Below are 22,283 nucleotides of genomic sequence, written 5' to 3'. Positions count from 1 at the left end.
AGGTGGCGCTGATGCCGACCAGGAAGCCCTCCCCCCCAACCGGTCACCTGCTGTCGGTGCCTGCGACGCTCCTGAGCGCCGCCCGCCCCGCCTCCAGCCTCGCCGTCGGGATCCGGAACGGTGAGCAGGAGACGTAGTCCAGCCCGGCCCGGTGGAAGAAGTGGATGGACTCCGGGTCGCCGCCGTGCTCGCCGCAGACGCCCGTCTCCAGGTGGGGGTTGACCGCGCGTCCGGCCTCGACGGCCAGTTCCACCAGGCGGCCCACGCCCTCCTGGTCGAGGGTCTCGAAGGGGGACGTGGTGAACACACCCTTCTCCAGGTAGAGGGGGAAGAAGGAGGCTTCGGCGTCGTCGCGGGACAGGCCCCAGGTGGTCTGGGTGAGGTCGTTGGTGCCGAAGGAGAAGAAGTCGGCTGTCTGGGCGATCCGGCCTGCGGTGAGCGCGGCCCGGGGTAGTTCGATCATGGTGCCGATCGGACAGTCCAGATTCGCCCCTGTCTCGGCCACGACCTCGGTGAGGACCCTCCGCGCCTCCGCCCGCGCCAGTCGCAGCTCCTCGACCGTCCCGACGAGCGGGATCATGATCTCGGCGCGGGGCCGCCCACCGTCACGCAACCGCTGGACGACGGCCTCGGCGATCGCCCGGACCTGCATCGCCACCAGACCGGGCACGGCCAGACCGAGGCGTACGCCGCGCAGCCCGAGCATCGGGTTCTGTTCGTGCATCCGCTCGACGGCGGTGAGGAGTTCGCGGTCGTACGGATCGGGACGGGAGGCGGTGGCCAGGCGAAGGGCCAGTTCCGTGCGGTCGGGCAGGAACTCGTGCAGCGGTGGGTCGAGCAGCCGGATCGTCACGGGCAGGGCGTCCATCGCCGTCAGGATGCCGGTGAAGTCCTCGCGCTGGAGCGGCAGGAGCGCGGCCAGGGCCTTCTCGCGTGCGGTGTCGTCGCGGGCCAGGATCATCGCCTCGACCAGGGCCCTGCGTTCGCCCAGGAACATGTGCTCGGTGCGGACCAGTCCGATGCCCTGGGCGCCGAGTCTGCGGGCGTGTGCGGCGTCCTCGGGTGTGTCGGCGTTGGCGCGGACCTCCAGGCGGCGGACGGAGTCGGCGTGAGCCAGAGTGCTCAGCACCGCGCGCGTCAGCGGTCCGGAGCCTTTTCCCGTCTCCAGGCATCCACTGACCTCCGAGGCGGTCAGGGGCACGCTGCCCAGGTAGACCGTTCCGGCGGTGCCGTCCACGGAGACGGTGTCGCCCTCGTGGACCTCGACGCCCGCCGGCGTGGTGAACTGCCGGGCGGCGGAGTCGATGGCCAGCGTGTCGGCGCCGCAGACGCAGACCTTGCCCATGCCGCGTGCGACGACGGCGGCGTGGCTGGTCTTGCCGCCGCGGCTCGTCAGAACCGCTTGCGCAGCGATCATTCCCGGCAGGTCGTTCGGGGTGGTCTCCCGGCGGACCAGCACGGTGTGCTGTCCGTCGGCCGCGCGGCGCCCTGCCGCGTCCGAGTCGAACACGACGACACCGACCGCCGCGCCCGGCGAGGCGGGCACGCCGCGGGCGAGGGGCACGTCGGTCGTACGGGTGGCGAAGCGGGGGAACATCAAGCGGGTCAGTTCCGTGCCGTCCACGCGGGCGAGGGCCTCGTCCGGGGTGATGGTGCCCGCCTCGCTCAGGTCGTGCGCGATCCGGAAGGCGGCTTCGGCGGTGCGTTTGCCGACACGGGTCTGCAGGATCCACAGGCGTCCGCGTTCGACGGTGAACTCGACGTCGCACAGGTCGCGGTAGTGGTCCTCCAGCGTGCGCAGGTGATCGCCGAGTTCCGCGTATGCCCGCGGGTCGAGGTGGTGCAGTTCGGCCAGTGGTACGGCGTTGCGTATGCCGGCGACGACGTCCTCGCCCTGGGCGTCGGGCAGGTAGTCGCCGTACATGCCGGTTTCGCCGGTGGCGGGGTCGCGGGTGAAGGCGACGCCGGTTCCGGAATCGGGGCCGAGGTTGCCGAAGACCATCACCTGGATGTTCACCGCGGTGCCGAGGACGTCGGGGATGTGCTCACGGCGCCGGTACACGCGGGCGCGTTCGCTGTTCCAGGAGGTGAAGACCGCGCGGATGGCGCGGAAGAGCTGTTCGAAGGGATCCTGAGGGAAGTCCTCGCCCGTCTCGCGGCGGATGAGCTTCTTGAACTCCTCGACGAGAGTGGCCAGTTCTCCCGCGTCCAGGGCGTGGTCGTCGGTCGCTGCCGGCGCGGTCCCGTGCGCGGCGATGACTTCCTCGAACAGGCCGCCGTCCACGCCCATCACGGTGTGGCCGAACATCTGCAGCAGTCTGCGGTAGGAGTCCCAGGCGAACCGCTCCCGCCCCGAGGCCTTGGCGAGGCCGGCCACGGAGTCGTCGTTGAGTCCGATGTCGAGAATGGTCTCCATCATCCCGGGCATCGAGAACCGGGCGCCCGAACGGACCGACACCAACAGCGGATCATCGGCCCTGCCCAGTTCGCGTCCCATGGCCCGTTCCAGGTTCGCCAGCGCGCGGGCCACCTCGACGCCCAGCTCCGGTGGCTCCTGCCCGGTCTCCAGATACGTCCGGCACGCGTCGGTCGTGACCGTGAAGCCGGGAGGCACGGGAAGGCCGATCCGTGTCATCTCGGCCAGGCCGGCGCCCTTGCCGCCGAGCAGGGCGGCCATGTCCCGGTTGCCTTCGGCGAATGCGTACACGTACTGAGTCGGAGTGCTCATCGCGGATCGGTCTCTCGCTCGGACGGCACGACGGTGTCGGTGCTCCTCACTGTCAGCGTCGGGGACGGTGCCTGCGCCGCGCACGGGCCGTCAGGGCCTCGCCCCGGGGCCGACCGGCCCACAGGCCCGGTCCCGACCGGCCCGCCGGGCCGTGCCCGCGGGCGATCCGGACCGGCGATGAGGGCCGTTCGGCCCTGGGCACGGAACCCGGACGGACGCAGCGTGGACTCATGGGGAGGCATCCACGCATCACTGTGATCGGCGTCGGAAACGAGTTCCGGCGGGACGACGGCGTGGGCTGGGCCGTCGCCGCCCGGCTGCTCGAGCGGGCCGGGAGCCGCGCGCTCCCGGCCGGCACCGTGGTCGCGACCTGCGACGGTGATCCTGCCCGCCTGATCGGGCTGTGGGAAGGCGCCGATCTGGCCGTGGTCGTGGACGCGGCGCACGCGGAGCCCGCACATCCCGGCCTGGTCCACCGGATCGAGCTCGACGCCGAGCGTCTCGCCCAGTCGCCGGCCACCAGCTCGCACGGGCTCGGACTCGGTGAGGCCGTCGAGCTCGCCAGAGTGCTGGGCCGGTTGCCCGGGCACCTCGTCGTGTACGCGGTGGAGGGAGCCGACACCAGCGCGGGCGCTGGTCTGACGCCTGCCGTCGAGGGCGTCGTGCAGCCACTCCTCGCCTCCATCCAGGACGAGATCGCCCGCCACCGCGTCGCCAGAGCGAGGGGCCCGTCATGAGCGTCCGGCGCTTCCGGGTTCTCGGGACGGTGCAGGGTGTCGGCTTCCGGCCCTTCGTGTACCGCACGGCCGTCAGCCTGGGGCTCGACGGCTGGGTGGCGAACGTGGACGGTCACGTCGAGGGCGAGGTCGCGGGTGACCTCCGGGCCATCGACGAGTTCGCGGCCCGGATCCGCACCGGGGCGCCGCCCCTGGCGCACGTACGGCTGGTCGGCCTGTCCACCGCGCACGCCGTCCCCCGCCGGGGCTTCCACGTGCGGCGCAGCGCCCCGGGACAGGCGCGGGCAGCGGCCCGCGACGTTCCGCCCGACGCGGCCGTCTGCGATGCCTGCCTGCGCGAGCTGTACGACCCCGCCGACCGGCGGCACCGCTATCCGTTCATCAACTGCACCGACTGCGGACCGCGGGCCACGATCATCGAGGGCCTCCCCTACGACCGAGTGCGCACCACCATGCGTCGCTTCCCGCTCTGCCCGGCATGCGCGTGCGAGTACGTCGACCCCGGAAACCGGCGCTTCCACGCCGAGCCCGTCGCCTGTCCTGTCTGCGGCCCCCGGCTGGCCTGGGCCGACCAGCGGGGCGAGGACGCGCTGCGGGAGGCGGCGAAGATGATCGCCGACGGCGGCATCGTCGCTGTGAAGGGACTCGGCGGCTACCAGCTGGTGTGCGACGCGGCCGGCGAGGACGCCGTGTCCGAGCTGCGGCTGCGCAAGCGCCGTCCCGCCAAACCGTTCGCGGTCATGGTCAGGGACATCGAAACGGCGGCGCACCTGGCGCGGGTCGGCGGCACGGAACGTGCGGTGCTCACCTCACCGGCGCGTCCCGTGACGCTGCTGGCAGGGCGTGGACGGCACTCCCTCGCCCCGCAGGTCGCTCCCGGAGTCCCGCGGATCGGCCTCTTCCTGCCCACGACCGGCCTGCACCATCTCCTGCTGGACGAAGTGGCCCGGCCCTTGGTCGTCACCAGCGGCAACCTCGGCGACGAACCGATCGCCATCGCGGACGACAGGGCACATCGCGATCTCGCTCGCGTCGCGGACGGATTCCTCACCCATGACCGGCCGATCCGGGCCCGCTACGACGACTCGGTGGTCCGGATCGCGGACCGGACCCGGATCACCGTCCGCCGGGCACGCGGCCTGGCACCCGCGCCTTTGCCGCTCGCGGTCACGGTGCCGCTGGCCGGAGTCGGCGCCCAGCTCAAGCACTCCTTCACTCTCGCCGGGGACGGCCGGGCATATCTGGGTCCGCACACCGGCGATCTGTCCGACGTGGCGACGTACGACGCCTTCCGCCGGTCCTACGACGACCTGAAACGGCTCACCGGCATCGAACCGGAGATTCTCGCGCACGATCTCCACCCCGGCTACCTGTCCACACAATGGGCGCTGGACCAGCACCTGCGCCGGATCGCCGTCCAGCACCACCACGCGCACGTGGCCGCCGTCGCCGCGGAGCACGGGGTGCGGGGTCCCTTCCTCGGCATCGCCTACGACGGCCTGGGACTCGGGGACGACGGCACCCTGTGGGGCGGGGAGATCCTCGTCGCCGATCTGAGCGGCTACCGCCGCGTGGGCAGGTTCGCGACCGCGCCCCTGCCCGGCGGCGACGCGGCGGTACGCCATCCTTCCCGTACGGCCCTCGGCCATCTGCTGGACGCCGAAGCCCTGGGCACACCCCGCCCCTCCCCCGGGCTCGTACGGCGCTTCACCGATCTCCTCGCCCCGGCGGAGGTCTCGGCCGTGCACGCGATGGTCACGCGCGGCGTCAACTGTCCCCGTGCCTCGAGTGCGGGACGTCTGTTCGACACGGCCGCCGCCCTGCTCGGGCTCGCGGACGCCGTCAGCTATGAGGGTGAGGCGGCCGTGCGCCTGGAGGCCGCGGCCGGGACGGCGCACGCCGTGCCGCTCGCCCACAGGCTCGTCCGCGCGGGCGGTGTGTGGGTGTACGACTCGACGCCCACGGTGGCCGACTTGCTGGAGCGGCGGGCGAGCGGGGAGCCGGTGCCGGACCTTGCGGCCGCGTTCCACCTGACCCTCGCGCACGCCACCTCCGACCTCGTCGCACGAGCCGTCGAGGAGGGCGCTCCCCACACCGTCTGCCTGGGCGGGGGCTGCTTCGTCAACGGGCGGCTGCTGGTCGAGGTGCGTCGACGGCTGCGCGCTCAGGGGTTGCGGGTCCTCGTGGGGGGCGAGGTCCCGGTCGGTGACGGCGGTATCAGTTACGGCCAGGCCGCGGTGGCCGCCGCCCGGGTCGTGAAGGAGAGGTGAGCGGTCATGTGTCTGGGCATTCCGGGACAGGTCCTGGAGATCCGTGACGACGCCGGGCTGCGCATGGCCACCGTCGACTTCGGAGGTGTGCGGCGCGAGGTCTGCCTCGACTACACCCCCGGGGCAGGGGTCGGAGCGTACGTCATCGTGCACGTCGGTTTCGCGATCACCGAGGTCGACGAAGCCGAGGCGCGGCGCACGCTCGACGTCCTGCGGGCGATGGCGGACGCCGTGGAAACGGAACTGGGCGAGCCACTGCCGTGAGGGCCGGCCCGGGACCGTCGGGCCCACCGCCGTGCCCGATCGGCCCATCGGCCCACCGCTTCGCGAGGACGAGGCTGAAAGTGCAGACCTGCCGACGAAAGGCACACCATGACCGCCGTCCCGGCATCCGACGAACGAGTGCACGCCCTGCTCACCGACGGCACGACGGTATGCGTACGGCCCGCAGGACCGGATGACCAAGAGGCCGTTCTGCGGTTCTACACGGAGATGTCGGACGCGAATCTGCGGCTGCGCTTCTTCTCGGTGAGCCGGCGCTCCGCCGAGCAGGCGGCCGCCCGGGTAGCCCGGCCGGCCGGCTCCGGCTACCGGGCGCTCGTCGCCGAGCACGGCGGCCGGATCATCGGAATCGCCGAGTACGAGACCGGCGACGCGAAGACGGCCCGCAGCGCCGAGATCTCGCTCGCCGTCAGCGACGGCCGCCACCACCGTGGAGTGGGCACCCTGCTGCTGGAGCACCTGATCTCCGCGGCCCGCGCGCATGGCATCACGACGTTCACCGCGGACGCGCTCGCCGAGAACCACAAGGTGCTCAAGGTCTTCGCCGACCTGGGGCTGCGCGCCGAACGGCATGTCGAGGGGCCGGAGGTGCGCTGCGTGATCCCGCTGGACGACACGGAGGACTACCGCACGAGCGTCGAGTACCGCGGGCAGGCCGCCGATGTGGCCAGTCTGACGCCGCTGCTGCGGCCCCGGTGCGTCGCCGTCGTCGGCGCCGGCCGCAGGCCCGGCTCGGTGGGCCGGGCCCTGCTGCACAACGTGGCCTCGGGCCGGTTCACAGGCCACCTGTACGCGGTCAACCCGGCAGCGCAGGCGATTCTCGGCATTCGCGCCTACCCGTCCATGAAGGACCTGCCACGGATCCCCGACGTGGCCGTGATCGCCGTACCGGCTGAGGGTGTCGCGCACGTCGCGGAGGAATGCGGGCAGTTCGGTGTCCGTGCCCTGCTGGTCGTCTCCGCCGGGCTCGACGCCGAGCAGTCCAAGGCTCTGCTGGCAGCCTGCCGTGATCACGACATGCGCCTCGTCGGCCCCAACTGCCTGGGCCTGGCCAACACCGAGGACCGGGTCCGCCTCGACGCCACCTTCGCCGCCGCCCACCCCGCGCCGGGCAGCGCCGGGGTCGCCGTGCAGTCCGGCGGGGTCGGCATCGCGCTGCTCGGCGGTCTGGAGCGGCTCGGTATCGGCGTGTCCAGTTTCGTCTCGCTCGGCGACAAGTACGACGTCAGCGGCAACGACATGCTCCAGTGGTGGGAGTCCGACGGGCGCACCGACCTGGCGCTGCTGCACCTGGAGTCCTTCGGCAATCCGCGCGCCTTCTCCCGCACCGCGCGCCGTGTCACCCGCCGCATGCCCATCCTGACCGTCGACGCGGGCCGTACCGAGGCGGGCCGCCGTGCCGCCGCCTCGCACACCGCCGCGGCCGCCACGACGACCATGACCCGGCGCGCGCTCTTCGCCCAGGCCGGGATCACCGCCACCCGCACGATCCCCGAACTGCTGGAGACGGCCGCCCTGTTGCACTCCCAGCCGCTGCCCGCAGCAGGCCGGGTCGTCGTGGTGACCAACGCGGGTGGCGCCGGCGTGCTGGCCGCGGACGCCTGCGCGGAGGCCGGGCTGGCCCTGCCCGCGCTGCCACGGAGCCTGGTCGAGGATCTGCCGGCCGTGCTGCCACGGGGCGCGAGCACCGCCAACCCCGTCGACGCGACGGCGGCTGTCTCCGAGGAGCAGTTGCGTGCCTGTCTGGACCGGCTCGCAGCCCACGACGGCATCGACGCGGTACTCGTCGCACTGGTGCCCACCGCCGTCGCGGCCGCGACCGGCGACGTCCTGGTCAAGGCCCTGACCCACGCCCCGGAACGCCGCTCCCGCACCATCGCCGCCGTCCTCCTGGACCAGGACGTGCCGGTGCGGCTGCTGCCCTCGCACACCGGCCGGGTGCCGGCGTACGCCGACCCGCAGGCCGCGGCGCGGGCACTCGCCCATGCCGCCGAGCGCGCCCGTTGGCTGGCCCGCCCGCCCGGCACCGTCCCGGTTCCGGACGGCATCGACACCGCCCGCGGCCGGGCCGTGGCCGACCGGTTCCTCACCCGGCATCCCGACGGAGCCTGGCTCGACCCACGGACCTGCGCCGAGCTTCTCGACTGCTACGGCATCCCCCAGTCGCCGTGGGCGTGGGTGGAGACCGAGGACGAGGCGGTGTGGGCCGCCGACCGGCTCAAGGGGCCGGACGGGCATGTGGTGCTCAAGGCCCACTGGCCGGGGCTCGTGCACAAGACCGCCCGGCACGCGATCCACCTGGACCTGCGCGGCGACGCTCAGGTGCGCGCCGCCTTCCGGGACTTCGACACCCGCTTCGGTCACCTCATGACGGGGGCCGTGGTCCAGCCGCTCGCCCCGCGCGGCATCGAGCTGTTCGCCGGTGTCGTACAGGACGAGGTGTTCGGACCGCTGATCCTGTTCGGGCTCGGCGGTACGGCGACCGAGGTCCTGGCCGACCATGCGGCCCGGTTGGCCCCGCTCACCGACCAGGACGTGCACGACCTGATCACCGCGCCGCGCTGCGCGCCCCTCCTTCTCGGGCGTGACGGCACCGGCCCGGTCGACCTCGCGGGGCTGGAGCAGTTTCTGCTGCGGCTGTCGCGGATGGCGAGTGACCTGCCGCAGGTGGCGGAGGCGGATTTCAATCCGGTGCTCGCCCTGCCCGAGCGTGTCACCGCCCTCGCCGCCCGGATCCGGCTGCTGCCACGCCGGACACGCGATCCCTATCTGCGCCGCCTCCGATGAACGCGCGCAGCACGGAAGGAAGGCGGGACGCCATGAAACACAGCAAGGTCGGTGCCCTGATGACGTCCGACGTCGTCCGCGCCGAGTACGGCACGCCGTTCAAGGAGGTGGCCCGGCTGCTCGCCGAGCACCGGATCAGCGGTCTGCCGGTGGTGGACGACGACGAGAAGGTCCTCGGCGTGATCTCCGAGACGGATCTGTTGACGAGGCAGGCCGGCGCTCCCGGTCCACCCGAGCCGCACCGCCGGTTCCACCGGCCCGGATGGACTCCGGGATCGCGCGCTCTTCGTGCCAAGGCACGGGCGCGTACGGCCGGACAGCTCATGTCCAGCCCCGCCATCACGGTCCACAGCGACGCGACCGTCGCCGAGGCGGCCCGCGTCATGGCACGCCACCGCGTCGAACGACTCCCGGTCGTCGACGACGAGGAGCGGCTCGTCGGCATCGTCACCCGCCGCGATCTCCTCCAGGTCTTCCTGCGCCCCGACCCGGAGATCCGCTCGAGCGTCCGCAACGATGTCCTGGTCCGGGCCCTGTGTCTGACCCCCTATTCCGTCGATGTGGACGTCCACGAGGGCGTGGTCACGCTCAGCGGGCAGTTGGAGCGGCGCAGCGAGTGCGCCACGGCGGTGGAGATGTGCCGCCAGACGGACGGCGTGGTCGCGGTCGTCGACCACCTCACCCACCGCTTCGACGACTCCTGGCGCCGGCCCGACGAACCGGCCCCGGAGGCGATCACCGGCAACTGGCTGCGCAGGTTGTGAGGGGGTGCAGCCGTGATGAAGGAAAAGGTGCTGGTGGCCTATGGGTCCACCAACGGATCGACGGCCGAGATCGCCGAGCGCATCGGGGAGGTCCTGGCCAAGGAAGGGCTCGCCGTGGACGTGCTGCCCGCAGCCGACGCCACCGACCTCGCGCCCTACGGCGCCCTGCTCCTCGGTGGCGGACTGTACGCGGGCCACTGGCAGCGCGACGCCCGCCGCTTCGCACGACGACACCGCAAGGCACTCACCCGGCGGCCGGTGTGGCTGTTCAGCAGCGGGCCGCTGGACCCCTCGGCGTCCGAGCGGGACATCCCACCCGCGCCCGGGGTCCGGCGGGTGGCGAATCGTATCGACGCGCGGGGTCACATCACCTTCGGGGGACGTCTGGAGGGCGAGGTCGAGGGGCGCATCGCACGGATGATCGTCAACTCGGGAAAGGGCGGGGACTACCGCGACTTCGAGCAGATCAGCCGCTGGGCGGCCATGGTGGCCCGGGACCTGGAAGGCCCGGGGGTCTGACCGCCGCCGAACGGCAGCCGCTCCGGCCACGGAGCTTCCCCACCGTTCCGGCAGCGAGGTGCGCCACGGCGCGCCGGCCGAAGGCGGCGAGGTCCGACTCGGTGGCGGCGGCGAGCTCGTCGATGCGTGCGGTGTCCGCGTACCGCATGTCCTTGAGGGTGAGCAGATGGCCTTGCGCGTGGCGCAGTTCGGTCAGGCCGGTCACCCACTCTGCCGCGCTGCGCGCGGACTCGCCCCGCAGCCGTCGTACGACCTCGGTGACCCGCGCGGCGGCTTCGGTGAGCGCGTCCTCGGCCTGGTGAGTGAGGACTTGGACGGTTTCGAACTCGGTGAGTACGCCAAGTGCCGTGTCGCGAAGCTGCCCCAGCGGGGTGCCGAGGTCGCCGAGTTCGGGGTCGCCCAGCCAGTGGTGGGTGTCCGCCGCCCGGGCGCAGGCGGCCAGCAGCGCCTCGTACACCTCGTTCGTGGGGGTCGTGTCGGCGACGGCGCCGGTGATGGAGAGGCAGTCGGAGATGCCGCGCACGAGGTCGGCGTTGCCGATCCGTGCCAGGGGGCCGGTGCCGGCCGGCTGGGCGGCGGCGTAGGTGTCCGAGACGTACGGGGAGTTCCACAGCTGCACGGGGTGGACGCGCCGCGGTTCGTCGGTGTCGGCCCGGAGGGTCACCAGCGCGCCGTCGTCGAAAAGCGCCCAGCCGTTGCAGGGCAGAGGGCTCGCCATCTCCTTGCGGATCGTGTTGTACGGCAGCAGGAGGCTGCGGCCCTCCGCCTGTGCGTGGAAGGCGTAGAGCACGTCCTCGCCGTTCGGGGAGCGGATCTCCCGCTCGAACTTCAGCTCCGCCGTGTCGAGTTCGTACGTCTTGTGGGTGCCGGTGGCCAGGCAGTACCCGCCGGGGAAGACGATCCCCTGGTCGTCGGGCAGGCGGCGGCACGCCCGGCCGATGCCGTCGAGGCGGACGACGGCCTTGGTGAGGGTGTTGAACACCAGGTGGCGGTCGGTGTCCTCCTTGTAGGGGCGGACGCGCAGGAGGATCAGGGCGCCCACGCGCGCATGCGCGATGTCCGCGTCCGCGAGGGACTGCAGCGGCTCGTCGACGGGCTCGGTGTGGACGGCCTCTGCCGACTCCGTGTCCTCGTCGGTCTTGACGGTGAGGAGGCCGCCGACCGTGGAGACGAACACCTCGCCGCCGATGGAGACGTGTGGGTGCCGGCCGGGGACGTGGTCCTCGCGCGTGGTGTCCGTCCACCTGACGTCGTGGGAGGGAGGCAGGACGTGATCGCGGTCGCCGCGCGCGTCCAGGAACGTGGCCCGGCGGTCGTCGGTCAGGGCCCAGCGCAGGACACGGGTGTCAGCCGTCTTCTCGCCGATCCGGAAGACGGCCAGCACCTTGTCCTCGACACGGTGCAGCCTGAGCAGGCGAGCCTGGCGGTAGTAGCGGTGCAGGGCACCGAACTCGCGGACGAAGGCAGGGTCGTCGAGCAGGCCGGGCACAGCGTCGTCGGGCAGCCGGTTCAGGTCGCGGTCGCTCCTCCACCACCCGCGCCGTCTCGGCCTCCTCCCGGGCCCGTACGGTCGCGATCTCCCGCTGCTGCTTGATCTCCGCGTCGGCCTGTCGGCGCTCCAGTTCGAGGATGGCCTCGCGGGCGTCGACGTTCTGCCGGGTGATCTCCTTCTCCTCCGTGCGCTGTGCCTCGTTGGTGCGCACGTGCTCCACGGCCGTCAGTTCGGTTATCTTGCGGATGCCCTGGGCGTCGAGGACGTTGGCCGGGTCGAGCTGGGCGAGCGGTGTCTGCTCCAGGTAGTCGATCGCCGCGTCCTCCAGGTGGTAACCGCTGAGGTCGACGCCGATGACCTCGATGATCCGGTACCGCAGCTCCTCGCGCTTGGTGTACAGGTCGGTGAAGTCCAGCTGCTTGCCCACGGTCTTCAGCGCCTCGGAGAACTTCGCGTGGAACAGTTCCTGCAGCGTGTCCCGGTCGCTCGCCCTGGCGGTACCGACGGCCTGCGCGACCTTGATGACATCCTCGACGGTCTTGTTGACCTTCACGAAGAACGTGATCCGGATGTCGGCGCGGATGTTGTCCTGGCAGATCAGCCCGTCCTTGCCGGTCCGTGTGATCTCGATGGCCTTCACCGAGATGTCCATCACCTCGGCCTTGTGCAGCACGGGCAGCACGACCTGTCCGGTGAAGGTCACGTCGACCTTGCGCAGCTTGGAGACGATCAGCGCCTTGCCCTGCTCCACCTTGCGGAACAGTCGGGAGACGACCAGTACGGAGAGCAGGGTGACGGCGATGAGCACGCCGGCGCCCAGGAGGATGACTGTCATGGCAAACGTCCTTGAGGCGTGAAGGAATCGAAGCGTGAAGGGGTCGGCGGGGCACTGCTCTCAGGCGGTGTGGCCCCGTGCCTGGCCGCGTTCGGCCGGGCCGGGTTCGTCGGGGAAGAGCCGGTGCAGGCGGCGTACGAGCAGGCAGGTCAGTCGCCATGCGGCGGGCAGGATCGCGAAGGGCAGGAGCATGCGCAGCAGCCCGGCGGCAGGACACGGCGGCGCGCACTCGGCCAGCAGGAGGACGCCTCCGACACTCAGGAACCAGGCCACGGCCGTCAGTGCGGAGACGGCCACCGACACGGGTACGCCGCCAAGGCCCCAGGCACGGAGGTCGATGTCCGCGTCGAAACTGCCGATCGAGGTGAAGCCCGCGAGGACGAGGAGCCAGAAGCACAACACCACGACGAGGGCGGTGGTCAGGAGAATCGTGGGCGGGCCGGTGGCCGCCGCGATCACAGTCCGCATACCCTCCCCCTCCCGCCCGTCCTCCTGCTCGGCGGCGCACTGCTCACTCAGGGATCCGGTGCCGGGCACCTGCCGGTGCCCGGCACCGGAACCCCCGTAGTGCTCCCCTTGGCCCATCGTGCACGACCGGCGCCCGCTCGTGCATTGCCGGTTCCCGGCAATGTTGTCTAGGGTCTGCGTGCCGGTCCGCCGCTAAGAAACCGTCAGCGGCGCGTCAGGAACAGGGGGGAACAGTGGTGGAGTTGGAGATTCCAGAGGAGTATCTGGCGGGCTATGCCCGGATACTGGCCGAGGTCGCGGCCACCGGCCGGCGTCTCACCCGGGAGGAACTCGCCTCACGCCGAGCGCTCGGGGAACAGGCGGCCGACGCCGGTTACGGACTGCGGGCCCTGGTCAGCACCCATCTGACCGCCGCACGGGCGGCCTGGCCGGCCGGCCCTGCGTCGGCCGACAGCGTCCTGGCCGCCGTGCAGCAGGTGATGGACGCCTTCGCCGAGGGCTTCGAACGCGCTCAGCGCCAAGCCGTGCGGCAGGAGGAGGCCGCGCGCCGCGAGTTCATCGACGACCTCCTCTACGGCCGTAGCGACCTCGGACGCCTCGCCGAACGTGCTGAACGCTTCGGTCTGCGTCTCTCGCACGCCCATGCCGTCGCAGTCGCCGAGGGCCCGACGGCATACGAGGAGGGCGATCCCGTCCCCCGCCAGGTGGAAAGGGCCCTCATCGCACGCTTCGGGGACCGCAGCATCCTGCTCACCACCAAGGACGGCCGGCTGCTGTGCATCGCCCCCGGCCCCCAGGACGAGGTCCTCGCCCACTTCGCGAAGCAGGCCCATGCCGCCACCGACGGCGGCCGGGTCGCCATCGGCCGTCCCCAGTCCGGCCCCGGCGGCGTCGTCCACTCCTACGAGGAGGCGCTCAACGCCCTGGAACTCGCCGAGCGCCTGGAGCTGGAGGACCCGGTCCTGCGCGCCGCCGACCTGCTCGTCTACCCGGTCCTCACCCGCGACCGGCAGGCCATGGCCGAACTCGTCCTCGCCACCCTCGGCCCGCTCACCACGGCCCGCGGCGGCGCCCAGCCCCTCCTGGACACCCTCACCGCCTACTTCGACTCCGGCTGTGTGGCCGCCGAGGCGGCCCGCCGTCTCACTCTCAGCGTGCGGGCCCTGACCTACCGGCTGGAACGCATCCACAAGCTCACCGGCGCCAACCCGGCCGATCCGGCCCACCGTTACATGCTGCAGACCGCGGTGATCGGCGCACGGCTGCTGGACTGGCCGTCCCAGGGTCTCTGACGCACCCCGAGCGGGTCCACCCGCGTGCGAGTTCGGCCGCGTCCCATGCCCGCCTCGATTCGTCCACCCTCTCGATAGGTGTCCGATGAACGGATCTCGGGCCCCGCATAACGGTCCGGTCTCGCTCGCTGGCATTTTCGACCGTAACTGCGAGTCATGTGACGTGAGTCACTAAAGAAATGGCAAAGGTCGTGGTAGAACTGCGCAACTCCGCAGGTGGTACCGCTCGACAACCACCATGCGGAGTGGTCGGCATGCACCTGCAGCACGACCCGGGTGATCACTATCCGCATCCGCGGACAGCCCACCCAGCGTCGCCGATCGGACAACGGCGTTCGTTCAGAGACCGCACATCGACCGGCGGCACTTCCCCCGTGCCCCGGGCTCGCACCATCGAGGTAGCCACTGTGTCACTCGACTCCGTCACCCAGAACGTCGACGAAGCCGTCAGCGATTTCTTCGAACCGATAGCCACCTGGCTCGGAGACGTCGTCTTCTACTCCGTTCCCGTCGGCGGAACGGAACTTCCCCTCATCGTCGCCTGGCTCGTCGTCGCCGGTCTCGTCTTCACCGGCTGGTTCGGCCTCGTACAGGTCCGCAAGTTCAGACTCGCGCTCGACGTGGTGCGCGGAAAGTACGACGAGAAGGGGTCAGCCGGCGAGGTCAACCACTTCCAGGCGCTGACCGCCGCCGTCTCCGGCACGGTCGGCCTCGGCAACATCGCCGGTGTGGCCGTCGCCGTCTCCATCGGCGGCCCCGGCGCCACCTTCTGGATGATCCTGTGCGGCCTGCTCGGCATGGCCACCAAGTTCGTCGAGGTCACCCTCGGTGTGAAGTACCGCGAGGTGCACGCCGACGGCACCGTCTCCGGCGGCCCGATGCACTACCTGCCCAAGGGCCTCAAGGAGCGCTTCGGCAGCGGTGGCGCCAAGCTCGGCAAGGTGCTCGCCGTCCTCGCCTCGATCATGGTCCTCTTCTTCGGCCTGTTCGGCGGCAACCTGTTCCAGACCAACCAGAGCTACGCGCAGGTCGCCTCGACCTTCGGCGGCGAGGACGGCTTCCTGGCCTCCTCCGCCGGCGCCGTGCTCTTCGGCCTGGTCGTCGCCGCGCTGGTCGGTCTCGTGCTGCTCGGCGGCATCCGCTCCATCGCCTCGGTCACCAGCCGACTGGTGCCCGCGATGGCCGGCATCTACATCGTGGCCTGCCTCGTCGTCATCCTGGGCAACGTCACCCACGTGCCGGACGCCTTCCAGACCATCCTGCAGGGCGCCTTCGAGGCCGAAGGCGTCGCCGGAGGTGTGCTCGGTGCACTGATCATCGGTTTCCAGCGCGCCGCGTTCTCCAACGAGGCCGGTCTCGGCTCCGCCCCGATCGCCCACTCCGCGGTCAAGACCAAGCACCCCGCGAGCGAGGGACTGGTCGCCCTGCTGGAGCCGTTCATCGACACGGTCGTCATCTGCACCATGACCGCGCTGACCATCGTCATCGCCAACCCGGCCAGCTGGGCCGAGGCCCGTGCCGGCGAGAGCATCGGCGGCGTCACCATCACCTCCGACGCCTTCGAGACCGTCCTGCCCTGGTTCCCGGTCGTACTCACCGTCGCGGTGCTGCTGTTCGCCTTCTCCACGATCCTGACCTGGGGCTACTACGGCCTCAAGGCGTGGTCGTACCTGTTCGGCAAGAGCAAGGCCAGCGAGACCCTCTTCAAGGTCGTCTGGAGCCTGTTCGTTCTCCTGGGCGCCCTGATGTCCCTGGACTCGCTGATCAGCCTGGCCGACTCCGCGCTCTTCCTGCTGTCGGTGTTCAACATCATCGGCCTGTACCTGCTCGCCCCGGTCGTCAAGCGCGAGCTCGCCTCCTTCCTGGAGTTCGTCCGCGCCCGCAAGGCCGGTGAGATCAGCGACGACGGTGAAGAAGACCAGGAGCCGGTGAAGACCACCGTCTGACCGCCCCCCGGCGGCCCGGCTCCGGTACGGGCCCGTGCTCACCTCGCGCCTTGGTGGGTACGGGCCCGTACGCCTGCCCCCTACGACCGACCGCCGACTTCCGCACCCTCGCGCCGCCGCTCCAGGTAGCCGATGGCCGGGGACGCCATGACCCCGTGCAGCACCACCGAGATCACCACCGTGAGGGCCACGATCGCCCACAGTTCCCGTTCCAGACCGCCGAAGGAGTCCTGCCCCAAGGCGTAGGCCAGGTAGAACAGCGAACCGATGCCCCGGATCCCGAACAAGGCGACCACGGCACGCTCCTTCTTCCCCATGACGGTGCGGACCTGAGCCAGCCACCCGGTCAGCGGCCGGACGACGAGCAGCACCAGCGCCCCCAGCACCGCGCCCATGAACGTCAGGGCGGACAAGGCACCGGCCACCAGGTATCCACCGAGCAGGAACAGCAGCACGGCCGTGAGCAACCGCTCGATCTGCTCGGTGAACTCGTGCAGCACCTTGTGATAGCCGTGACTGCGCTCGGCGGCCCGGATGACACAGGCGGTCACGAACACGGACAGGAAGCCGTAACCGTGGAGCACCTCGGCGATGCCGTACGACACGAAGGTGGCACCCAGCGCCACGAAGCCCTCCATGTGTTCGGACAGCCGCAGCTCCGGGGCACGCGCCCGGAAGAACATCCAGCCGAGCAGCCGGCCGACACCGCCCCCGACGGCCAGCCCGACAGCGCACTTGCCCAGGAGGTCGGTCATCGCCCACGATCCGATCCAGTCCGCCGACCACCCTGTCCCGGCCGCCGCCGCGAGGGCGATCGCCGCGTAGACGAACGGGAAGGCGAGTCCGTCGTTCAACCCCGCCTCACTGGTCAGGGAGAACCGCACCTCGTCCTCGTCGCGCTCGGTGCCGAGCGGCTCCCCCACGCGCACCTCACCGGCCAGCACAGGGTCCGTGGGAGCCAGCACAGCACCCAGCAGCAGAGCGGCAGCGGGCGGCCAGTCGAGCAGCCCCCAGGCCAGCAGGGCGACGGCCGCCACCGTCAGCGGCATCGTGATGCCCAGCAGCCGCCAGGCACTGGACCACCGGCGCCACCCGAAGGGCCGGTCGATGGCGAGCCCCGCGCCCATCAGCGACACGATCACACACACCTCTGTGGTGTGCTCGACCCAAAGCCGGTCACGAACGGGATCCACGGACGGCACGCCCACCGGCAACAACTCGATGAGAACACCCGCCGCGAGGAAGACCATAGGCAGGGACAACGGCCGTTTGGACACCACCCGGGGCAGCACAGCCGCGCCCAGTGCTCCCAGGCCCAGGCAGACGTACACCACGTCCGAAAGCGTCACTGCCATCCTCCTGCCCGACGCGATCACTCCAGGCACGTGTGTACCCCGTCCGCACCGGTGCCTCGCCCGAGTACGGCACAGAGACTGCGGCCTGCCCGTTTGCCGCGGACGAGGTGGGGGTGGGCCGCCGGGTCCGCTGAGGTTAGGGTGTGAAGAACGCGTCAGGAACGGCGCGGGGTGTGCCGGGAAGTCTGGTCGGCGTCCGTAGGGCCGTGTGCCTGTTTCGCCCGACACCCGGAGGTTCGCCGCCTTGGCCGCCACGCCGCCCCGCGCCCCCTTCCTCGGCCTTCTCCCCTGGCCCGAACGACAGGCAGTGGCCCGGGCCCTGCGCACCGAGACGGTGGGCGGCCTCGTCCTGCTGGCCGCCGCGGTGGTCGCGCTGGTGTGGGCGAACACTCCACTCAGCGACGCGTACACCACCATCCGCGACTTCCACTTCGGGATACCCGCACTGGGACTGGACCTCTCGGTCGGGCACTGGACCTCCGACGGACTGCTGACCGTCTTCTTCCTCGTTGCGGGTGTCGAGCTGAAACGGGAACTGGTCCTCGGCTCCCTGCGCACCCCGGCGACGGCGGCACTGCCCGTCATCGCCGCCGTGTGCGGCATGGCCGTACCCGCAGCCTTCTACGCGGTCACGGTCGCGGCCGGTGGCGGCAGCATGGACGGGTGGGCGGTGCCGATGGCCACCGACATCGCCTTCGCCCTGGCGGTCCTGGCGGTCATGTCCACCCACCTGCCGACCGCCCTGCGGGCCTTCCTGCTGACCCTCGCGGTCGTCGACGACCTGGGCGCCATCCTGATCATCGCCCTCTTCTTCACCTCGAACCTCAACTACTGGGCGCTCGCGGGGGCTCTTGCCGGGCTGGTCGTCTTCTACGTCCTGCAGCGACGACGGGTACGGGGCTGGTGGTGGTACGTGCCGCTCGGGGTGGCGATCTGGGCACTGCTGTACAACGGCGGTATCCACGCCACCGTCGCGGGAGTCGCCATGGGCCTGATCCTGCGCACGGTCCACGACCAGGACGAAAAGGAATCACCGGCGGAGCGCACCGGTCATCTGCTGCACCCGCTCTCCGCCGGCGTGTGCGTGCCGCTGTTCGCGCTGTTCGCCGCCGGGGTCAGCGTCTCCGGCGACGCGCTGGGCAAGGTGTTCACCACGCCCGAACCCCTCGGCGTGATCGTCGGACTGGTCGCGGGCAAGATCCTCGGGATCTTCGCGGGGACCTACCTCGCCGCCCGCTTCACCCGCGCGCGGCTCAATCCGGACCTGGCCTGGGCCGACGTCCTCGCACTGGCCACGCTGGCCGGAATCGGCTTCACAGTCGCCCTGCTCATCGGCGAGCTCGCCTTCCCCGGCACGGCCGTCGGCGAACACGTCAAAGCGGCCGTCCTGATCGCCTCGCTCACCGCCGCCCTGCTGGCCGCCCTGCTCCTGCGCCGCAGGAACGTCGTCTACCGGCGCCTGTACGAGGAGGAAAACCTCGACGCGGACGCCGACGGCATCCCCGACATCTACCAGCGCACCGAAGCGGGCGGCGCGTGACCTGGTCACCGCCGCTCCGTCACCTGCCGACGACCGAGGGCGGACTCAGCCGCCGCCGGACGTCTGTCCCCGGCGCGGCGTCCGGGGCGACTTCGCGGCCTCCGCGTCCGCCTTGGCGTCACTGACCGCAGCGGCCTGTTTCCCGGCCTGGTCAGCAGCCGCGGCGGCGCCGGCTTCCTCGGGTCGCGCCGCCGACTGGTCACCGACCGCCCGGGGAGACCCAGGTCGAGGACCACGACATCGGGCCGCGCACGAGGGCGACGGCGATGCCGACGGCCGCCGACACGAGGTTCTGCACCGCAAGACCGGCGGTCTGGGTGACATGGCTCATGGCCACCTCGCCCGAGTACGACTGCCAGTTGGTGTTCGACACGAACGACACGGCCGTGTTGAACGCCTGGTCCGGGGCGATCGGCTTGAAGCCGAGCGACAGCGGAAGCTTGTCCTGGACGCGCTGGAGGACATGGAGGAAGAGCACGCTCACCGCGGAGCGCGGTCACCAGGAGCACGCCTGCGTGGACGGGGCTCATGGGCGTGCTCAGAACCTCTCCGGGAAGATCAGGGCGAGGACGAGATAGCCCAGCAGGGCGACGGCCACGACCAGGCCGACGACGTTCTCGGCGGTCACAGCTTCGTCACCCCCTTGGCGACGAGAGCCACGAGAACGAACACCGTGATCGTGACGAGAACGAAGGCCACATCGGCCATCGGGGGCTCCTCGTAGAGGTGCGGAAGGAACGGACCTCTAGAGGGAACCCCTTTTCCGGCCCGTTTCGGCCGTCCTTGACTCCTCCCTGACGGCGGCCCCGGCACCTTTGACGCACTCCATACGCCGCCGTCGGCCCGGCATCATTCAGCTCAGCGCGGCGAAGGTCTCCACCGCGTGGGTCTTGCCGGTGACCACGATGACGTCGCCCTTCTCGACGACCGTGTCGGCGGTCGCGTACGTGAAGTCCTCGCCGGGGCGCTTGACACCGACGACCGTCACGCCGTACCGGCTGCGGACCTGGCTCTGGCCCAGCGGGATGCCGGTGGCGATGTCCGGAGCGACTGTCTTGACCAGGGCGTAGTCGTCGTCGAACTCGATGAAGTCGAGCATGCGGCCGGTGACGAGGTGGGCGACCCGCTCGCCCATCTCGTGCTCGGGCAGGACGACGTGGTGGACGCCGAGGCGTTCGAGGATCTGGCCGTGCTGACGGCTGATGGCCTTGGCCCAGATGTTGGGCACCTCGGCCTCCAGCAGGTTGGAGCTGACCAGGATGGACGCCTCGATGTCGGTGCCGATGCCGACGACGGCGCTGGTGAAGTCGTGCACGCCGAGCTGGCGCAGCACTTCGGGGTCGGTGCAGTCGGCCACCGCCGAGTGAGTCAGTCCGTCGCTGTACTTCTGTACGAGGCGGGTGTCGGTGTCGATACCGAGGACGTCCCAGCCGCGGTGCATCAGCTCGTTGGCCAGCGAGCTGCCGAACCGGCCGAGTCCGATGACGGCGACCCGCTGGTCCCCGGTGTGCCGGGCCGGCTGGGGGGCCGGGCGCTTGCCACGGCGCCGGCGCAGGGAGTGCAGGTACTTAGCCAATGACGGGTCGCTCCTCGGGCAGTTCGTAGCGGCGGACACGCTCGCGCAGGGCGAGCGCCGAGACCAGGGTCACCGGACCGAGGCGCCCGATGAACATCAGCAGGGCGAGGATCAGCTGTCCGGCGTCGGGGAAGTCGGCGGTGATGCCCGTGGACAGCCCGACGGTGGCGAAGGCGGAGACGACCTCGAAGAGCACCCCGTCCAGGGGCAGCGAGGTCATGCTCAGCAGGGCCAGCGTGGCGGCCATGACCAGACCGACGCCGAGCAGCACCACGGTCAGCGCCTGACGCAGGCTGTGCGGGGCGAGCCTGCGGCCCAGGACCGTGGAGTTGGGTTCGCCGCGCACCTCGGCGATGATCGCGACGGCCAGCACGGCGAACGTGGTGACCTTGATGCCGCCCGCGGTGCCCGCGCTGCCGCCGCCGATGAACATGAGCATGCACGTCATCAGGAGCGTCGAGGCGTTCATCGCCCCGATGTCGAGGGAGTTGAAGCCGGCGGTGCGGGTCATCGCGGAGTGGAAGAACCCGTTCAGCAGCTTCTCGGGCCAGTCGCGCGGCCCGAGGGTGCCCGGGTTGGTCCACTCCAGCAGACAGGTCAGCAAGGTGCCGACCGCGAGCAGGACGACGGTGGTGATCAGCGTCAGCCTGGTGTGGAGGGTCCAGTTGCGGCGGCCGGTGGTGCGGTGGCGGTTGCGGTGGCGCAGCAACTCCAGGAGGACGGGGAAGCCGAGCCCGCCGAGGATCACCGCGACGGCGATCGGCAGGGTGACCCAAGGATCCTGGGCATAGCGGGTGAGGCTGTCGGCGTGCAGGCCGAACCCGGCGTTGTTGAAGGCCGACACGGCGTGGAAGTAGCCGAGGTAGACGGCGTCGCCGATGGAGTCGCCGTAACCGAAACGGAAGCGCAGCGAGAGCACCGCGCCGACCGCGAGTTCCACGATCAGCGTCGTGCCCGCGACGCCGAGCAGCACCCGGCGTACGTCACCTATGTCCAGGCTCTTGGTCTCCGCCTGCGCGGTGAGCTGCATCCGCAGCCGCAGCTTCCCGGAGACCAGCAGGGCGAGCAGGGAGGCCATCGTCATGATGCCGAAGCCGCCGACCTGGATCAGCGCGAGGATCACACCCTCGCCGAAGCCACTCCAGTACGTGCCCGTGTCCACCACCGCCAGGCCCGTCACGCACACGGCCGAGGTGGACGTGAACAACGCGGTCACCAGCCCGGTTGCCGTACCGTCCTGGGCGGCGAGCGGAAGCGCGAGCAGCCCGGTCCCGAGGGCGATCGCGGCGGCGAAGGCCAGCACGACCGTACGGGCCGGGTGCGCGGTGAACAGCGACCTGCGCGGATGCGCGGAACGACCTGCCACGGCTCCCCTTCTGTGTACGTCCGGTCCGTCAAGGATTGATAGAGATTTCGTACGGAGCCCGTCAAACCCCGCGCGGCCGTCACCTTACCCGCGCTGCTCACCCGGCCCCTACGGGCAGGGCTCCGCAAGATCCCGAGCATGCGGGGCCGTCGTCCTTGAGCCGTGATTCCCGGGTCCGGGACCTCCTCCCAGGTTCTCGTCGGGCCGCCGGACGGCCGGGCGGCTCTCGAGTAGGGCCGTTCGTCCCCTGCCACCGGCACCATGCGGCGCGATGTCATGGTGGGGGGCGTGCGCGACGGTCGCCGCTTCGGACGGACCGAGGTGAG

The 22,283-nt window shown here is 71.1% G+C and carries 16 protein-coding genes and 2 pseudogenes; 9 read left to right on the top strand and 9 right to left on the bottom strand.

What is annotated here, in order from left to right; genetic code table 11:
* Positions 1-43: 43 nt before the first annotated feature.
* Entirely contained in the window at positions 44-2,728 is a 2,685-nt protein-coding gene (gene ppdK / locus K4G64_RS05110; protein WP_221754806.1) for a pyruvate, phosphate dikinase, read from the bottom strand.
* A 230-nt stretch (positions 2,729-2,958) separates the two neighbouring features.
* Here ppdK and K4G64_RS05105 point away from each other — a divergent pair, with 230 nt between their 5' ends.
* From K4G64_RS05105 to K4G64_RS05080, 6 genes are all read left to right on the top strand, one after another.
* Positions 2,959-3,465 (top strand): hydrogenase maturation protease, encoded by a 507-nt coding sequence (locus K4G64_RS05105; RefSeq protein WP_221754805.1) that lies wholly within the window; start codon positions 2,959-2,961, stop codon positions 3,463-3,465.
* The gene (gene hypF / locus K4G64_RS05100; protein WP_221754804.1) at positions 3,462-5,735 is read left to right on the top strand and encodes a carbamoyltransferase HypF; all 2,274 of its coding nucleotides are present in this window, start codon (positions 3,462-3,464) and stop codon (positions 5,733-5,735) included. Before K4G64_RS05105 ends, hypF begins: the two co-directional genes overlap by 4 nt.
* A 6-nt stretch (positions 5,736-5,741) precedes the next feature.
* Positions 5,742-5,999 carry a HypC/HybG/HupF family hydrogenase formation chaperone gene (locus tag K4G64_RS05095; protein WP_221754803.1) on the top strand — a complete coding sequence of 86 codons (258 nt, stop codon included), beginning with the start codon at positions 5,742-5,744 and terminating at the stop codon, positions 5,997-5,999.
* A 108-nt stretch (positions 6,000-6,107) separates the two neighbouring features.
* Complete coding sequence (locus K4G64_RS05090; protein ID WP_221754802.1) at positions 6,108-8,804, top strand: bifunctional GNAT family N-acetyltransferase/acetate--CoA ligase family protein; 2,697 nt, start codon at positions 6,108-6,110, stop codon at positions 8,802-8,804.
* 32 nt (positions 8,805-8,836) lie between these two features.
* Positions 8,837-9,568 carry a CBS domain-containing protein gene (locus tag K4G64_RS05085; protein WP_221754801.1) on the top strand — a complete coding sequence of 244 codons (732 nt, stop codon included), beginning with the start codon at positions 8,837-8,839 and terminating at the stop codon, positions 9,566-9,568.
* A 15-nt stretch (positions 9,569-9,583) separates the two neighbouring features.
* Positions 9,584-10,087: a flavodoxin domain-containing protein gene (locus tag K4G64_RS05080; RefSeq protein WP_221754824.1), complete on the top strand. Its 504-nt coding sequence runs from the start codon at positions 9,584-9,586 to the stop codon at positions 10,085-10,087.
* On the opposite strand, the gene K4G64_RS05075 is transcribed toward K4G64_RS05080, so the two are convergent.
* The 3 genes and pseudogenes from K4G64_RS05075 to K4G64_RS05065 all read right to left on the bottom strand — a co-directional run bounded on the left by K4G64_RS05075 (position 10,035) and on the right by K4G64_RS05065 (position 12,882).
* Entirely contained in the window at positions 10,035-11,576 is a 1,542-nt protein-coding gene (locus K4G64_RS05075) for a DNA repair ATPase (protein WP_374206362.1), read from the bottom strand. The genes K4G64_RS05080 and K4G64_RS05075 overlap by 53 nt on opposite strands.
* 34 nt (positions 11,577-11,610) lie before the next feature.
* Positions 11,611-12,414: pseudogene (locus tag K4G64_RS05070) on the bottom strand (flotillin family protein); the annotation flags it as partial.
* A gap of 60 nt (positions 12,415-12,474) precedes the next feature.
* A complete protein-coding gene (locus K4G64_RS05065; RefSeq protein WP_221754800.1) occupies positions 12,475-12,882 on the bottom strand; it encodes a hypothetical protein in 408 nt (135 codons plus the stop codon).
* 233 nt (positions 12,883-13,115) lie between these two features.
* On the opposite strand from K4G64_RS05065, the gene K4G64_RS05060 reads away from it, so the two are divergent.
* Both K4G64_RS05060 and K4G64_RS05055 read left to right on the top strand, forming a co-directional pair.
* A complete protein-coding gene (locus K4G64_RS05060) occupies positions 13,116-14,174 on the top strand; it encodes a CdaR family transcriptional regulator (protein WP_221754799.1) in 1,059 nt (352 codons plus the stop codon).
* A gap of 407 nt (positions 14,175-14,581) precedes the next feature.
* A complete protein-coding gene (locus K4G64_RS05055; RefSeq protein WP_221754798.1) occupies positions 14,582-16,120 on the top strand; it encodes a sodium:alanine symporter family protein in 1,539 nt (512 codons plus the stop codon).
* An 80-nt stretch (positions 16,121-16,200) separates the two neighbouring features.
* Here K4G64_RS05055 and K4G64_RS05050 read toward each other — a convergent pair whose 3' ends face one another.
* Positions 16,201-17,469, bottom strand: coding sequence for a sodium:proton antiporter (locus K4G64_RS05050; protein ID WP_221754797.1), 1,269 nt, complete (start codon positions 17,467-17,469; stop codon positions 16,201-16,203).
* A 250-nt stretch (positions 17,470-17,719) separates the two neighbouring features.
* Between K4G64_RS05050 and nhaA the strand changes: the two genes are divergently transcribed.
* Positions 17,720-19,015 carry a Na+/H+ antiporter NhaA gene (nhaA, locus tag K4G64_RS05045; protein WP_221754796.1) on the top strand — a complete coding sequence of 432 codons (1,296 nt, stop codon included), beginning with the start codon at positions 17,720-17,722 and terminating at the stop codon, positions 19,013-19,015.
* Between the two features lie 244 nt (positions 19,016-19,259).
* On the opposite strand, the pseudogene K4G64_RS05040 reads toward nhaA, so the two are convergent.
* The 4 genes and pseudogenes from K4G64_RS05040 to K4G64_RS05025 all read right to left on the bottom strand — a co-directional run.
* Positions 19,260-19,505 (bottom strand): annotated as a pseudogene (locus K4G64_RS05040) (potassium-transporting ATPase subunit KdpA); the annotation flags it as partial.
* Between the two features lie 48 nt (positions 19,506-19,553).
* Complete coding sequence (gene kdpF, locus K4G64_RS05035; protein ID WP_009326374.1) at positions 19,554-19,643, bottom strand: K(+)-transporting ATPase subunit F; 90 nt, start codon at positions 19,641-19,643, stop codon at positions 19,554-19,556.
* Between the two features lie 225 nt (positions 19,644-19,868).
* Entirely contained in the window at positions 19,869-20,591 is a 723-nt protein-coding gene (locus tag K4G64_RS05030) for a TrkA family potassium uptake protein (RefSeq protein WP_221754795.1), read from the bottom strand.
* Positions 20,584-21,957 (bottom strand): TrkH family potassium uptake protein, encoded by a 1,374-nt coding sequence (locus K4G64_RS05025; RefSeq protein ID WP_221754794.1) that lies wholly within the window; start codon positions 21,955-21,957, stop codon positions 20,584-20,586. The genes K4G64_RS05030 and K4G64_RS05025 overlap by 8 nt, the downstream gene beginning before the upstream one ends.
* Between the last annotated feature and the right edge of the window lie 326 nt (positions 21,958-22,283).

Origin of the sequence: Streptomyces sp. WAC04114, from assembly GCF_019733245.1 — a bacterium.
GTDB lineage: Bacteria > Actinomycetota > Actinomycetes > Streptomycetales > Streptomycetaceae > Streptomyces > Streptomyces massasporeus_A.
This window is presented reverse-complemented; position numbering and strand designations above follow the sequence as displayed.